This window comes from Marinobacter sp. LV10MA510-1 (assembly GCF_002563885.1).
Lineage (GTDB): Bacteria > Pseudomonadota > Gammaproteobacteria > Pseudomonadales > Oleiphilaceae > Marinobacter.
The window spans coordinates 3,394,712-3,410,391 of record NZ_PDJA01000001.1 but is presented as its reverse complement, the minus strand read 5'-3'; the positions used below and the strand labels follow the sequence as shown (position 1 = coordinate 3,410,391).

12 protein-coding genes and 1 pseudogene are annotated in these 15,680 nt (G+C 57.8%); 9 read left to right on the top strand and 4 right to left on the bottom strand.

Annotated features, from left to right (window positions below; all coding sequences use genetic code 11):
• The first annotated feature begins 3 nt into the window (after positions 1-3).
• From ATI45_RS16520 to ATI45_RS16510, 3 genes are all read left to right on the top strand, one after another.
• Entirely contained in the window at positions 4-2,628 is a 2,625-nt protein-coding gene (locus ATI45_RS16520; protein ID WP_098420729.1) for a heavy metal translocating P-type ATPase, read from the top strand.
• Positions 2,629-2,728: 100 nt separating this feature from the next.
• The gene (locus tag ATI45_RS16515) at positions 2,729-3,178 is read left to right on the top strand and encodes a DUF411 domain-containing protein (protein WP_098420728.1); all 450 of its coding nucleotides are present in this window, start codon (positions 2,729-2,731) and stop codon (positions 3,176-3,178) included.
• Positions 3,179-3,405: 227 nt separating this feature from the next.
• Positions 3,406-5,382 (top strand): ribonuclease R family protein, encoded by a 1,977-nt coding sequence (locus ATI45_RS16510; protein ID WP_098420727.1) that lies wholly within the window; start codon positions 3,406-3,408, stop codon positions 5,380-5,382.
• Here ATI45_RS16510 and ATI45_RS16505 read toward each other — a convergent pair.
• Positions 5,330-6,253, bottom strand: a complete 924-nt coding sequence (locus ATI45_RS16505) for an acyltransferase (protein ID WP_098421796.1) — start codon at positions 6,251-6,253, stop codon at positions 5,330-5,332. The genes ATI45_RS16510 and ATI45_RS16505 overlap by 53 nt on opposite strands.
• 150 nt (positions 6,254-6,403) lie before the next feature.
• Between ATI45_RS16505 and ATI45_RS16500 the strand changes: the two genes are divergently transcribed.
• The 4 genes from ATI45_RS16500 (at position 6,404) to ATI45_RS16485 (ending at position 10,769) form a co-directional block, all read left to right on the top strand.
• Complete coding sequence (locus tag ATI45_RS16500; RefSeq protein ID WP_098420726.1) at positions 6,404-7,315, top strand: LysR family transcriptional regulator; 912 nt, start codon at positions 6,404-6,406, stop codon at positions 7,313-7,315.
• A gap of 103 nt (positions 7,316-7,418) precedes the next feature.
• Positions 7,419-8,633, top strand: coding sequence for a multidrug effflux MFS transporter (locus tag ATI45_RS16495; protein WP_098420725.1), 1,215 nt, complete (start codon positions 7,419-7,421; stop codon positions 8,631-8,633).
• 116 nt (positions 8,634-8,749) lie between these two features.
• Positions 8,750-9,247 (top strand): thiol peroxidase, encoded by a 498-nt coding sequence (gene tpx / locus ATI45_RS16490; protein WP_098420724.1) that lies wholly within the window; start codon positions 8,750-8,752, stop codon positions 9,245-9,247.
• A 148-nt stretch (positions 9,248-9,395) separates the two neighbouring features.
• Positions 9,396-10,769 carry an MATE family efflux transporter gene (locus ATI45_RS16485; RefSeq protein WP_098420723.1) on the top strand — a complete coding sequence of 458 codons (1,374 nt, stop codon included), beginning with the start codon at positions 9,396-9,398 and terminating at the stop codon, positions 10,767-10,769.
• A gap of 18 nt (positions 10,770-10,787) precedes the next feature.
• On the opposite strand, the gene ATI45_RS16480 is transcribed toward ATI45_RS16485, so the two are convergent.
• The gene (locus ATI45_RS16480) at positions 10,788-11,216 is read right to left on the bottom strand and encodes a thioesterase family protein (RefSeq protein ID WP_098420722.1); all 429 of its coding nucleotides are present in this window, start codon (positions 11,214-11,216) and stop codon (positions 10,788-10,790) included.
• Positions 11,217-11,310: 94 nt separating this feature from the next.
• Between ATI45_RS16480 and ATI45_RS16475 the strand changes: the two genes are divergently transcribed.
• Positions 11,311-12,948: an MBL fold metallo-hydrolase gene (locus ATI45_RS16475; protein ID WP_098420721.1), complete on the top strand. Its 1,638-nt coding sequence runs from the start codon at positions 11,311-11,313 to the stop codon at positions 12,946-12,948.
• Positions 12,949-13,011: 63 nt separating this feature from the next.
• Here the strand turns inward: ATI45_RS16475 and ATI45_RS16470 are convergent, their stop codons facing one another.
• On the bottom strand, positions 13,012-13,170 hold the full coding sequence (locus tag ATI45_RS16470; RefSeq protein WP_098420720.1) for a YqaE/Pmp3 family membrane protein: 159 nt from the start codon (positions 13,168-13,170) through the stop codon (positions 13,012-13,014).
• Positions 13,171-13,396: 226 nt separating this feature from the next.
• On the opposite strand from ATI45_RS16470, the pseudogene ATI45_RS16465 reads away from it, so the two are divergent.
• A pseudogene (locus tag ATI45_RS16465) lies at positions 13,397-14,363 on the top strand (succinylglutamate desuccinylase/aspartoacylase family protein); the annotation flags it as partial.
• 27 nt (positions 14,364-14,390) lie between these two features.
• Here the strand turns inward: ATI45_RS16465 and ATI45_RS16460 are convergent.
• Positions 14,391-15,587, bottom strand: a complete 1,197-nt coding sequence (locus ATI45_RS16460) for a MalY/PatB family protein (RefSeq protein ID WP_098420719.1) — start codon at positions 15,585-15,587, stop codon at positions 14,391-14,393.
• Positions 15,588-15,680 lie beyond the last annotated feature (93 nt).

Genomic DNA, 15,680 nt, shown 5'->3' with positions numbered 1-15,680 from the left:
ATCATGGACAGCACAGCCGCTAACACCGAAAACCGGCTCAGCATTGCCGGTGCCACCTGCCAGGGCTGCGCCCGTAAAATCCGCGTGGCATTAGCACCTTTGGTCGACGACAGCGCCGCGGTGGATGTGAACATAGAGCAAAAAACTGTCACCTTACCCCCAAGCATTGACCCCGCCGACGCCGCCCGCCGAATCACCGAAGCGGGCTTCCCGGCGCAGATTCTTGATGCCGGATCCACCGTCGCCAAAAGCTGTTGTGCCAGCAACACAACGCCATCCTGTCGCAGCGAAAAAAGTGATGCTGATGAGCCAGGCGCCCCTGTGCCAAAGCCGGCCAGCGCCGCCAGCAATAGCAACGCGAACAATGACAGCAACGATGGCATTCAACTGGCGGTCACCGGCGCCACCTGCGCGTCTTGCGTCAGTACCATAGAAAAAGCTCTGAAATCGGTCAGCGGCGTTACCCACGCCCACATGAACCTGGCCGACAACACCGCCACTGCCAGCGGCCAAGTAGCCCCGCAAGCGCTAATAAACGCCGTCGAAAGCGCTGGCTACGGCGCCAGCGTGATTGATAATCCAGACGCCGCAGACGAACGCCGCCAGCAGCAGGATCGCAAACGCTACCGCACCTTGCTGGTAAAAATGGCGGTCAGTCTGTCACTGGGTGTCGGCCTGATGATCTGGGGCATGGGTTTTGGCTCGATGACCGTAGATGCCGGTAACCAGACCACCTGGATCAACCTGGGCATTCTGACCCTGGGCGTGATGATTGCCGCCGGCAGCCATTTTTTTACCAGCGCCTGGAAGGCCTTTGTTCATCACAACGCCAATATGGACACCCTGGTGGCCCTCGGTACCGGCACCGCCTGGATTTATTCCATGGTAGTGGCAGTCTTCCCCGAAGCGCTGCCGGAGATGGCGCGCCACGTGTATTTTGAAGCCTCGGCGATGATCATCGGCCTAATCAATCTGGGCCAGGCCCTAGAGCTGCGGGCCAAAGGCAAAACCTCTGAAGCCGTGCGCCGGCTACTGGACTTGCGCGCCAAAACCGCCCGTGTGATCCGCGACGGCCAGGAGCAGGACCTGCCTATAGAACAGGTGCGTAAAGGCGACCAGATTCGCGTTCGGCCCGGTGAACAGCTGCCGGTGGACGGGGTGGTGCGCGAGGGCAACACCCGCATTGATGAAAGCATGCTTACCGGCGAACCCATGCCGGTCAGTAAAGCCGAGGGCGACGAAGTGTCTGCCGGCACCTTGAACACCCGTGGCAGTATTGTGTACGAAGCCACCCGGGTAGGCAGCGACACTGCCCTGGCGCAGATTATTCGCCTGGTGAAAAAAGCTCAGGGCTCGAAGCCCTCGATAGGCCGCCTGGCGGATAAAATCTCTTCCGTGTTCGTGCCCAGCGTGATGCTGATTGCTATCGTAGCGGCGCTGGCCTGGTACAACTTGGGGCCAGACCCGGTGATTGCTCACATGATGGTGGCCGCCACCACCGTACTGATCATCGCCTGCCCCTGCGCCCTGGGCCTTGCCACGCCTATGTCGGTGATGGTTGGCGTCGGCAAATCCGCCGAATACGGCGCGCTGATCCGCCAGGGTGAAGCTCTGCAAACAGCCGGCAAAATCAATCTGGTGATTCTGGATAAAACCGGCACTATCACAGCAGGCAAACCTGCGGTTACCCAAGTGCATGTCGTAGTAGAGGGTGACGAAAGCCACCTGCTGGCCCTGGCCGCCGGTCTGGAACAGCATTCCGAACACCCGCTGGCTTACGCCATCATGGAAAAAGCCCAGCAGAACAAACTCCAACCGGCCGACATAACCGGCTTTGACAGCCTTAATGGCAAGGGCGTAGCCGGGGAACACAACGGCGACACCCTGCGCCTGGGCAACCGGCGCTGGCTGGAAGATGAAGGGTTGGATGTCACCCCATTGGACCAGGCCGCCCGCAGCATAACCGACAACGCCGGCACCCCGTTGTTTGTAGCCTTGGGCACCCGAGTGCTAGGCGTCATTGGCGTTGCCGATGCCATCAAGTCCGATTCCCGGGCCGCCATTGAACGGCTGCACCAAGCTGGCATCAAAGTGATGATGGTCACTGGTGATGTGGACGCCACCGCCAAAGCCATCTGCGCCAGCGCCGGTATTGACGATTACCGCGCCGAAGTGTTGCCGGAAGACAAAGCCGACGTGGTTAATGACATGCGTAAAAAGGGCTACACAGTCGCCATGGTGGGTGACGGCATTAACGATGCCCCGGCTCTGGCCGCCGCGGATGTCGGCTTTGCCATTGGTACCGGCACCGATGTAGCCATTGAAAGCGCTGCCATCACCCTGATGCGCGGTTCTCTGCACGGGGTTCCCGACGCCATCGAAATATCCCGCGCCACGGTGAAGAACATTCACCAGAATCTGTTCGGCGCGTTTATTTACAACAGCCTGGGTATCCCCATTGCCGCCGGCCTGCTGTATCCACTGTGGGGCATTTTGTTAAGCCCGATCATTGCCGGCGCAGCCATGTCGATGTCGTCGGTCACCGTGGTCACCAACGCCAATCGTTTACGAATGTTCAAAACCAGTCATAAAATAAACAACTCAGCCAATCAGGAACAGAACCAATGACATCTTTTCTGGTCAACCTCACAGGTTTAGCGTTGATGGCCGCCGTCGTCTGGTGGTTCTGGCTCGCCACAACTGACTCCAAAACACAAAGGTAAAAACGATGAAACAACGCACATTGGCCATTATTCTTGGCGCCAGCCTCAGCTTTGGCTCGGCTCTGGTCAGCGCTGAAACTGAGCGCAACATTCACGTTTACAAGTCGCCCACCTGTGGCTGTTGCACCGACTGGGTAAAGCATCTAGAGGATAACGGCTTTGAGGTAGACGTCAGCGAAGTCGACAATGTTACGCCGGTGAAAATCGAAGCCGGTCTGACACCGGCTTTGGCAAGTTGCCACACCGCGTTTATCGACGACTACGTGATTGAAGGCCACGTGCCTGCGGACGACATCAAGCGCCTGTTAAGCCAAACGCCCCAAGCCCGCGGCTTGAGCGTGCCGGGCATGCCTGCAGGCTCACCGGGAATGGAAATGGGCGATCGCAAAGACCCGTACCAAGTGCTGTTATTCAACGCCAACGGCCAGACCCGGGTGTTCGCCGAACACAACTGATTGCCGCGACATTTCGGGATGCGGTTACGCCGGCCGGCCAATGCGCCAGTCGGCATAATTTCGGTTCTGGCGTTATGTAACAGGCCGCACATAAAGACCATCAAATCCCGGGCTGACCCAACAAATAAAGCATCAGTCACGCTTTCATTGCCGAACGGGTCTGACTCATTGCACCTTTACAGTTATACTGCGCGGCAACATTCATTTTTTATCAGCCAGGTTACTTCATGCTCAATGCCGACGCTCTCAGCCAGTTGCGCCAGCTGAAATCCGATATCGAAGAACACAAAGTGGTCTTGCCCGGCACCGTAAAAGCAACCAATGGCCGCTTTGGCTTTGTTGCCCTGGATGACGGCAGAGATGTGTTTCTTCCGCCCGAGGAAATGCAAAAAGTGCTTCCTGGCGACCGCATCACCATCACCGAACAGGATGTCGAGAAAGGCAAAACCCAAGGCTTGGTGGAAGAGCTGCTGAACAGCTCGCTGGATACCTTCGTAGGCCGCTACCAGGTCAAGGGCAAAGGTCACTTTGTGGTGCCGGAAACCGCGGGCATTAACCGCTGGATTTTCATACCGCCAAAAGAGCGAAACGATGCCCAGCCCGGTGATTACATATATTGCCGCCTGCACCGCCATCCGATCAAAGACGGCAAAGGCCAGGCCAGGGTACTGCGGGTAATAGGCCAGGCCGGCGACGCCGGTATTGAACGGGCGCTGACCATGGCCGGCTTTGATTTGTCCGACGCCTGGCCAGAGGCAGTGCAGCAACACGCCCAGGCACTCAGTGAAGACGCCATAGCCGCGCACAGCGCCGGCCGCGAAGACCGCTGCTCGCAGCCCTATGTCACCATTGACAGCCCCGGCACCCAAGACATGGACGACGCCCTGATGGCGGTGCCAAATGCCACCGGCTGGGCGCTGTCGATTGCGATTGCCGACCCCACCGCACTGATTGAGCCAGGCAGCGCCACCGAGCGCGAAGCCATGCGCCGTGCCACTGCCATTTACTTCCCGGGCGAGCCGCTGCCGATGCTGCCCGACGCCGCCAGCACCCGCCTGTGTTCGCTTCAGCCTGACGTTACGCGCCTGGCTTTGATATGCGATCTGCAGGTTAACAACGATGGCAGTCTGGGCGATTACAGCTTTCACCAGGCCAGCATCCGCTCCCACGGCAAGCTCAGCTATGAACTGGTTGCCAACTTGATTGACGGCCGCGAAGACGACGACATTAAAGCTCTGTCGCCAACTGTGTCTAACAGCCTCGACCAGCTGCACCAAGCCGCTACGGCGCTGCGTCGCTGGCGCGTCGAACACGCTCTGATTAGTGGTGACCGCACGGACTTCCGCCTGCGGCTGGACGAAAACCGCCGGATTCGCAGCATCGAACCCACGGTTCAAAATGAAGCCCATCGCCTGGTAGAAGAATGCATGGTGGCGGCCAACCGCTGCGCCGCCGACTTTCTTTCACAGCACAACAAGGGCCTGTTTATTTGTCACAGCGGCCTGCGCGCCGACCGTCACGACAACATCCGCAAGCTGCTGGAACAACACGCGCCCCAGCTTGCAGAGCTGGACGTTGCCCAGGCAGAAAGTTTCAAAACACTGATGAAAACCGCCGACAGCCTGAACACGGATGCCCCGGTGAAATCCATTGTCGCGCGCCAACTGGCCCGCGCCGAGCTGGCTTTCAGTCCCGCACCGCACCAGGGTATGGGGCTTGCTGCCTACACCACGTTTACCTCGCCGCTACGCAGGTTCACTGACTTTTACGTGCACCGGGTGATCAAGTCACTGATCTGGCAGGCGCCGCTAGAAGAATTGGACAACAACGCACTCAGCACACTTCAGGCGACCCTGATACAGGCTCGCCAGGCCGCCAACGGCGTAGAGAACTGGCTTAAAAGCGAATTTGCAAAAACCCTGGGCGACGACGATATGGGCGGCGTTATCAGCCGCACCATTCCCGCCGGCTTTTTTGTACGCTTAAATTGCAACGGTTTGGAAGGGTTTGTCAGCTGCCGTGACCTGGATGGCAAATACAGTTTTGACCCGGTCACCCTGCGTCTGATTCACAACAAAAATGGCCGCATCTTCCAACTCGACCAGGCCGTTACCGTGCGCCTGGCCGGGGTGGATGACGAACGCCGTCAGATCAATCTGACGCTGCAGGAGCCGAAGCAGGACTCTGTCCCAGCATCTGCGTAAGGCGCTGGTCTTTGGCTTGCCACTGTTCGGCAAGCCAAAGCTTTACGTTGCGGCGGTATTCAGAGTCGGCCATGTAGTCGCGGCCTTTCAGGTTGTCGGGAATGGCCACGGTGTGAATTTCCATTTTGATTTCTGGTACCTGGCCACACAAGAACCGCCAGAAGGTCGGCGCACCGCCGGGGTAGGCAATGGTCAAATCCACCAATGTTTTGACGGAGTCACCCATAGCGTCTAACACAAAACCGACACCGCCAGCTTTGGGCGGTAACAGGTGAATATAGGGTGATTTTTGGGCGGCGTGCTTGGCCGGCGTAAAGCGCGTGCCTTCTACGAAGTTCATAATGCTGACGGGCGTGTGCTGGAACTTCTCGCACGCGCGGCGGGTGGCTTTCATATCTTCACCGCGTTTTTCGGGGTGCTTTACCAGATACTGGCGCGAATAGCGCTTCATGAACGGGAAATCCAGCCCCCACCAGGCCAAGCCGATCACCGGTACCCACACCAGCTGCTGCTTCAGAAAGAACTTCAGAAACGGTGCCTTGCCGTGAAAAACCCGCTGCATGGCCAGAATATCCACCCAGCTCTGGTGGTTACTAAGCACCAGATACCAGCTTTCCTGCTTCAGCTCGTCGGCCCCGGTCACTTCCCAGCGGGTGCCCTGGGTGAGTTTCATCCAGCCACTGTTACACGCTACCCAAATTTCGGCCACGCGAATAATCAGCTTGGTGCACAGCACACCAAACCCCTTGTGGGGAATAATCAGCTTCAACAGCGCCGGAATATATAACAACAGGCACCACACCAGGGTGTTCAGTAACAACAGCAACGAGTTCAGTACACCAATCACCGGCGCAGGTAAAAAACTGAGCATGGGTTCATTCCATTTTGAAATTTCAAGTTGGCTAATCATAACAACCACGTTAGGTCTTGGGCAGAGGCGAATGCCTTCTACTGTTAACAGCGTGGTATCGTAATTGCGTTATTGTGGCACCATTATGGCAACACAAACGGACTCCCGCTGATGAACCCTGTTGAACCTTTCAATCTGGACCTGCGCGCCCTGGCCACCTTTTTGGTGGTGCTGGACGAAGGCAGCGTATCGCGGGCCGCAGTAACGCTTGGGGTCAGCCAGTCAGCCGTCAGCCACACCCTGGAACGCTTACGCCAGGCTTTGGGTGATCCGCTGTTTGTGAAATCCGGGCGTGGCATTACCCCTACCCGCTACGCCCAACAGGCCGGCCCGCATATTCGCCAGGTGCTGGATGATTTGCGCGCGCTGTCTTCCGGCCCGCCGTTCAGCCCGCAAACCGCCGATATGGTGTTTACTATCGCCGCCAACGATTACGAGCGCGACCTTCTGTTGCCCGGCTTGCTGGCCATTCTGCGTGAGCAGGCGCCGGGCATTCGCCTGCAGGTGATTGCTGCCGGCATTCCCAGCGCCGAGCTGTTACGCCAGGAAGCCTGCGATCTGATTGTGTCGCCTCACCCGCCAGAAGCCGGCGATATTATGCAACGTGGCCTGATGGCCGACCGTATGGTGGTATTTTATGATCCGGCCCGGCGCGAGCCGCCTCATACCCTGGCAGATTTTCTCAAAGCCGATCACATCAGCCTGATGCTGGGTTCCGCTGAACAACCGGGGCTGGACCAAGCCTTGAACGCACGCAATCTGCGCCGCACCAAGAGAGTGAGCGTGTCGAACTTCTCGGCCCTTGCCAGCCTTTTATACGGTACCGACATGTTGGCAGTGGCGCCGGAACGTATGGGTCAGCAGCTGTTGTCGCGGGCCGCCTGGGTGCCACTGCCGTTCGACTACAAGCCCTTTACCCTGTTGATGATCTGGCACCAGCGCTATCAAAACGATGCTGCCCACCGCTGGCTGCGCAACCAGATAAACGCGGTGGCGGCCACCATGAATGGAATGACGCAATAATCAATCGATATCATTCATAGGTTGTATGACAACTGACCGGCTTACCCGCTGCCTTTAAATCCGTAAACTGCCTGCCGGAATCAACGCTTTTACGGAATATGTCATGCTTGCCTTAACCAGTATCTGGACCACCATATTATTAGCTGCCGCGGTGGCGCTGGGGCCATTGGCAACCGATATGTACCTGCCGGCACTGCCGCAGATTGGCAGCGACCTGAACGCCAGCATCGGCGATGTTCAGCTTACTCTGAGCTTTTATCTGGCCGGTTTTGCCATGGCGCAGTTGTTTTGTGGCCCCTTGGCCGATCGCTTTGGCCGCAAACCCATCATGATTGCCGGCTTCTTTATATTTGCCCTCGCCAGTATTGGCTGTGCCCGCGCCACCAACGTTGACAGCCTGATGCTGTTTCGCTTTTTGCAGGCGCTTGGGGGTTCGGCCGGCCCGGTACTGGGGCGCGCCGCGGTGCGCGATATTTACACGCCACAACAATCAGCTCGCATCATGGCCATTCTGGCCAGCATTATGGCCCTGGCTCCGGCGCTGGCTCCCACCATTGGCGGCGTAATGGTGACCCATCTGGGTTGGGCATCGATTTTTTACGTGCTGGCCGGTTACGCCCTGGCAATGATGGCCATTGTTGCTATCGGCATACCCGAACCCATGCGCCCGGAATACCGCCAGCCACTTCGGCCTGCATCACTGCTGAAGAACTATCGCCTGATTGGCACCGACATCAGCTTTCTGGGTTATACCCTCACCAACAGCCTGATGTATTCAAGCCTGTTCGCCTTTATTTCCGGCTCGTCCTTCGTACTCATCGACTTTCTGGGGGTGTCGCCGCAGCACTTCGGGCTCTACTTTGCCTTTGTGGTGGCCGGCTACATAGTGGGCAACCTGCTGGCGGTGCGCTTGGGCACACGCCTGTCACCCGATCAGATCTTGCTCCGTGGTATTTTACTGGCTGCGGCCGGTGGCACCGTTATGGCATCATTGGCGCTGGCTGAGGTGTATTCGGTATGGGCGGTTATGCTGCCCCAGGCGGTAATTCTATGCGGCACCGGTATGGTACTGCCCCAGACCATGGCCGGCGCACTGGCAAATTTCCCGCGCATGGCAGGGTCAGCTTCTTCGCTGTTCGGCTTCGCACAGATGACCATAGCCGCCGGTTCCGGTGCTCTGGTAGGCTACCTACACGATGGCACGTCGCTGGTGATGGCACTGGTGATTGCAACGTCGACGTTCGCCGCGCTCGCCAGCTATGTACTATTGGTACAACGCTTCCCTGCACCGGGTTTCGAGCCGGAAGCCAGTGTTTAATAGGGCGCCTGGCGGCCGAAAACGTGCAAATGCATCCAATTTAGACTAGAAAGAGTAAGTTCACCGGTATTATAAAGTCTGTTTTTCTGACACTTCCATCCTTAAAGGAGAATGTTATGAGCAACGTAACACTTGGCGGCGATGCCGTAGAATTGAGCGGAAACTTCCCCCAACCTGGCGAAACCATCCAACCTTTTACTCTGACCAACAACAGCCTGGAAGACGTTAAACTCAGCAGCTGGGACGGCAAGCGTAAAATTCTGAGTATTTTCCCCAGCATAGATACCGGCGTGTGTGCCGCATCTACCCGAAAATTCAACGAAAAAGCCGCTGATCTCGACAACACCGTGGTGTTGGTGATTTCCGCAGACCTGCCCTTTGCCTTTGCCCGTTTCTGTGGCGCCGAAGGCCTGGACAACGTCATTTCCCTGTCCAGCTTCCGCAACTACAGCTTTCAGCAGGACTACGGCGTTGCTATGCAAACCGGCCCGTTAGCAGGTTTGTGCGCCCGCGCGGTGATTGTTCTAGACGAGAACAACAAGGTACTGCACAGCGAACTGGTTGGCGAAATCAAAGACGAGCCCAACTACGACGCCGCTCTGAACGCTCTGTAATCTGCCATAACGAGTGCCGGCATCGCGCCTGCGGTGCCGGTTTCTTTATTTTGCGTTGCTATTCAACTCAACGCGCAAGCATCCAATGCCCCGGCGCTTGCTGTTACACTGCCCGACTTCCTTCAGAACCGACATCCGGATTGCCCCTGTGAGTCAATTACCCACCAACGCCAGCGCCGGCGCCAGCCTGCCTCGCCAGCTTTACGACATGACCTGGCCAATGCTGTTCGGTGTGTTATCGCTGATGACATTTCAGCTTACCGACAGCGCGTTTATCGGCCAGCTTGGCCGCGACCCGCTGGCAGCACTGGGCTTTACCATTCCCATGCAGCAACTGGTCAGCGGTATGTATGTTGGCCTGGGCATTGCCACCACCGCCGTAATTTCCCGCACCCTGGGCCTGAACAACAACGATCGCGCGCGCCAATTGGGCGGGCTGGTGGTGCTGATTGGCGCTGTGCTGGTGCTGGTGTTGTGCCTGCTGGTGTGGTTCGGTCAGCAACCGATTCTGACCCTGCTGGGCGCCGAGCCTGAACTATGGCCGGTTATTCGCCAATACTGGGCGCCTTGGCTGATTGCAGCCTGGATCGGCGCCATGGTGTATTTCGGTTACAGCTTGTGCCGCTCCCACGGCAACACCAAACTGCCCGGCGCGGTGATGGTGGCCACCAGCCTGCTAAATATAGGGTTGGACTGGCTGTACATCTTTTATTTTGGCTGGGGCCTGCCCGGCGCGGCCTGGGCCACCGCCACCGCCTTCGGCCTGGGCGCTCTGCTGATCTATCCGCTGCTGCTCAAGCGCGGCTGGCTCGGGTTTGACCTGGCCGGCCTGCAGCTGGTGCGCGCGGTGCGCCAGTTGGGCGGCATTATGGCGCCGGCCATGGTCAGCCAGATGATGCCGCCAATGGCCGCGGTACTGGCCACAGCGCTGGTCGCCAGTTTTGGTTCTACCGCCGTCGCGGCCTGGGGGCTGGGCTCGCGATTGGAGTTTTTCTCGATTGTGGTGGTGCTGGCGCTGACTATGTCGATGCCGCAAATGATCGGGCGCATGCTGGGCCGGGGTGAAATAGAAAATATTCGTCGCCTTGTGGGTCTGGCGGTGCGTTTTTTGGTGGTGTGGCAGCTGGCCATTGGCCTGCTGTGGCTGCTGGGTTCCGGCCTGGTGACCGAATTGTTCACCACCGATGCTGAGGTGCAAAGTATTCTGGCCAGCTATCTATGGCGGGTGCCGTTGAGCTACGGCGGGCTGGGCGCCTGCATGCTGATGGTGTCGGTGTGCAACGCCCTGGGGCTGCCGCTGCGGGCGCTGCTAATTTCCACCTTGCGACTGTTTCTGTGTTACCTGCCCATGCTCTGGCTGGGCAGCCAGCTTAATGGCATTCCCGGCCTGATGACCGGCGCGCTGGTGGGCAATCTGCTGGCCGGCATTATCGCCTGGCAGCTTTACCGCGCCGGAATGGCAAGGCTGTCCGCAAAAAGCAGGCAAGGACCCGGCAAAGTAACTGCCCGTAATGCCGGTTAGGCGAACGTTAAACGAGCCTCAGACGGCGAACTTCAAGCGAAAGCTATCCGGCATGGGCGTTACCTGTGTTTCACCATAATCAAAAAATACAAAACCGTATTTGGCCTGCGCCACTGCAGCGCCGTCCCGTTCGCGGGTTACGCGGAATACAAAATCACCGCCGTAGCGATTAAAGTCGGTTATTCCTACGTCAAACACCAGGGTTTCCGGGTAGTAGGTTTCGGCCTGATACACAGTAGCCAGGTCAGTCACCAGAATGCCCAGGCCATTGTGACCGACTTCGTCAATCCCGTGATGGGAAAGAAGCTGCACCCGTGCCTCTGACAGCATGGAAATCAGTGCATCGTTACCCAAATGATTGGCACCGTTGAGATCGGTGCTGCGCACTGCCAGACGAGTTTGAAAACAAAACACCTGCTCGGGAAATTCCAGTTTTATTCGAGCCACAATCCATTCGCCTATGCCGAGAAATGAGGTATGTTGGCATAATCACGCAAAAATCCCAATTGCGCCGTATTGACCACTGACTGCTGGTGATTTTATGGATATCCGCCCTGCTGCCACTCTTGCTTTGATCCGCGATAGCGACAAGGGTCTTGAGGTGCTGCTGCTACAACGTACCTGGAAAGCCTCTTTTCTGCCGGGTTATTTCGTTTTTCCCGGCGGCGCGGTGGATGACGCCGACCAAGCCTGCCGCGCCCACATTGCCGGCCCTGACGATAGTGCCATCAGCCAGATCATGAGCCTAAGCGAGGGCGGCGCAGACTACATGGTGGCGGCATTGAGGGAATGCTTCGAAGAAGCCGGCCTGCTGCTGGCAGTTAACGATAACGGCGAACTGGTCGGCGCAGACCACCCCATTCATCAGTCACGGCAGGCCTTGTTTCGCGGCGACGTGAGCTTGCAGGTGCTGTGCCTGCAACACAATCTGATTCTGCCTCTGGACCGGCTGGCTTACCTGAGCCACTGGGTAACCCCGCCGGGGCCTCCGCGACGTTTCGACACCCGCTTTTTTGTGGCGGTTACCCCGGAAAACCAGATCGCCAGCCACGATGGCGAAGAAACCATTGACCACCTGTGGATAACCCCGCAGCAGGGCCTGGCGGAATATCGCAGCGGCGAACGCCTGTTCAGCCTGCCGACCCTGCGCACCCTGCGGGTGCTGCACGATTTCACCGACACCGGCGCGGTTATGCGTTACGCCCACGCCAATCCACCCGAGCCATTGCCCAGTGAGCCCTGGCCCGCCAGACGGCGCGATAAATCCATCGTTCTGGAGCCCGACGCGCCGGCCTACGATGAAGCTCGCAAGCTTGACCCGGAAGGCGCAGGCACCACCAACGCAGTGATTGTCCCCGGCGAGCCGGTAGAAATTGCCGCAGGCGTTATCCGCCTGACCTCGCCCAACCCGGGCGTGATGACCGGGCCAGGCACCAATACTTACCTGGTGGGCCACGATCGTTTCACCGTGATTGACCCGGGCCCGGAAAATTCCGCCCACATCAAGCGGATTCTGGCACTAACCGGTGGACGTGTTGACCAGGTATTGGTGACTCACACTCATCAGGACCATTCACCGGCTACCATCTTGCTAAAAGAACGCACCGGCTGTCGGCTGATCGGCCGCGCCGCGCCGGCAGGCGCGTCACAGGACAGCAGTTTCAATCCGGATGACGAGCCTGATCACGGCGATCTGATTGTCACAGACGCCGGCATCCTGAAGGTGTTGCACACGCCGGGGCACGCGTCGAATCACCTGTGTTATTTGCTGTTGGAGCAGGGAATGCTGTTTTCTGGGGACCACATCATGCAGGGTTCCACCGTGGTGATTAACCCGCCAGACGGCGATATGAAGGCGTACATAGAATCGCTCTATGATTTACTGGCCGAGCCGCTGAGTTTTATTGCACCCGGCCATGGCTTCGTGATGGCGCGGCCAGAGGCGACAGTCGATTATTTAATTACCCACCGATTGACCCGCGAACACAAAATTGCCCGGGTGCTGAAGAAACTGACACCGGTCAGCCTGGAAAAGCTTACCGCCAGCGCCTATGACGACGTACCGGCAGCGATTCACGGTGTGGCCGCGCGCTCGGCGCTGGCGCACCTGTTAAAGCTGGAGCAGGAGGACCGCGCCAGTTCAAACGGCGACGCCTGGCGTGCTACCCGCCATACCTGATTACGCAAATACCGGGCGCATTCTGCGCCCGGTATTTATGTCACGGCGGCTGCTTTCCTGCGGCTATTTTTTGGCAATAACCCACACCGCGTGCACGATGCCAGGAATGTAGCCTAATAAGGTCAACACGATGTTGATCCAGAAATGCTTGCCAATGCCCACTTGCAGAAAAACGCCCAGTGGCGGCACCAAAATGGCAATCAGAATACGCAGAAGGTCCATAGGCCCGACTCCTTGGTTAGTAAAAAAACATGACATTGAAATGTTAGTTCAATCCGCCAGCTATTATGTCAAATCCGGCAAAGGCTTCATGAAAACGGCATTAAACCTTTGTCACAGCCATATCAACCGCCTATAAAGCGCTCTAATCTGTCGACCTTTAGCCTCGGCAAAAGCTGGGAGTTACGATCGAAAGAGGTAGTATGGCTAGCAAACACAGGGTGATGATGGCATTTCAACCCGCCTGGCCTGGTCTTCCAACATCCAGATTGCCGGCCTGTCGCAGCCAACACCGGTTTTGGTAGTCAACGGCGTCAATCCCGGCCCAACCCTGTGCCTGACCTCTGCCATTCACGGCGACGAGCTAAACGGCATCGAAATTGTACGCCGCACCTTGTATGACCTGGACGCGACCAAACTGTCCGGACGGGTTGTGGGTATTCCTATCGTGAATCTGCCGGCACTTCCCTGGCAGCATCAACGGCAGCCTGGCAGACCGCATTGCCCACTCGCTTTTTACCCAGATCATTAACCACTGCGACATGCTGGTAGACATTCACACAGGCTCGCAAAAACGCACCAACCTGCCCCAGCTGCGCGCCGATATGAATAATCCGGATGTGGCAACCTTCACCCGCGGGTTTGACCGCATGGCGGTGGTACACAGCAGCGGTTCACCCGGCATGTTGCGTACCGCAGCGGTTAACGCAGGTATTCGCGCGGTCACTCTGGAAGCCGGGGAATCCCACCGAATTCAAGAACACCAGATAGAAGCCGGGGTTAACAGCCTGATCAGCCTGCTGGAAAAACAGGAAATGATTTCACGGATGTTTGTGTGGGGCGCACCCGAGCCGGTTTACTACGACTCACTGTGGGTGCGGGTTGATCAGGGCGGCATTCTGTTCAGCAAGGTGGGCTTAGGCGACAAGGTGAATAAGGGCGATCTGATGGGCCAGGTTACCGACCCCATTACCAACGCCCAGTATCCGGTGCGTGCCACCCGCAACGGGCGCTTGATTGGCATGGCGGTAGACCAGGTGGTTATGGCCGGATTCGCCGCCTACCATTTGGGTACCAAAGCCAACACCCCGGGTTTCCACACCAGTGATGAGCTTAATGGCGCTGACACTGCGGCGGTTGAAGAGAGCCTGGAAGCTGTTCAAAGCGGTGACGACCTCATCGACAACGATGGTTAAGCCGCCACCCCACTACTAACCGCGAATCTACTGCCGAGTGCTAAGCACCGCCTGGATACGCTCGATCACCTGCTCCAGGGTGACTCGCGGGCAGCCAATGTTCAGGCGCATAAAACCGCTGCCAGCGGCGCCAAACGAAACCCCTGGATTCATACCCACACCGGCCTGCTGCACAAACAAGCGTTTCAGGCCATTGTCGTCTAATCCCAGTGCGCGGCAGTCCAGCCACATCAGATAAGTCCCTTCGGGAGCACTCACCTCTATGCCAGGCAGGCGCTGGGCAACCTGGTTCACCACAAAGTCGCGGTTGGCCTGAAGATAGCCCATCAACTGGTCCAGCCAAGGGCCACCGTGGCGGTAACCGGCTTCAAAACCGGTTACGCTGAACGGATTGCTCTGGGGCATGTGAAAAGATTCCAGCACATCCGCCATTTTCTGCCGTAGCCCGCTGTCGGCAATCACCATAGCCGACAAGCCAAGCCCGGGAATATTAAAGGTTTTACTAGGGGCGATGGCGGTGATCAACTGATCATCGGGGCGCGCAAGGGCTGCTAGCATACGGTGCCGGTGGCTATCGGAAAACACCAGGTCGCAATGAATTTCATCGCTCAGCAGCACCAGTTTGTGGCGTCGGCAAATGTCGAGCACCGCCGTCAGCTCGGCCTCAGACCACACCCGCCCGATAGGATTATGGGGTGAACACAGCACCAGCATCTTTGCCTGCGAGCGCGCCGCACATTGCTCCAGGTGGGCCAGATTCATGCGGTAGTACAAGCTGCCATCTTCCTGTTTTTCCGCCAGCAGCGGATTTTCCAGAACCTGGCGCCCGGTTTGTCGCACCGAACTGTAAAACGGCGGGTAGACTGGCGGCTGTATAATCACCTCGTCGCCGGGCTTGGTACACGCCATACACGCGGCATTTAATGACGGCACGACACCCGGCGCCATCAGCACCCATTCACGCTGAAAACTCCATTGGTGGCGCTGACGAAACCAGTCGCCCATGGCGCCGTAAAGGCTGTCAGGGAACATGGTGTAACCATATACCGGGTGCCGGGCGCGCTCGCTGAGCGCGTCGGTAACCGCTTGCGGCGCGGCAAAATCCATATCGGCCACCCACACCGGCAGCACATCGGCGCGGCCGAACATCGCTTCGCGGGCGTCCAATTTTACAGCATGGGTGTTTTCCCGGTTTATGGGCTGATCAAAATCTGCGTGGGGCACAGGTCACTCCCTGAAATTGCCACAAGCAAAGCCGTTCGCCAATGCGAGCCTGACCTAAACTTGAGGTTATAATTGATTGATAGCAAAGTATCA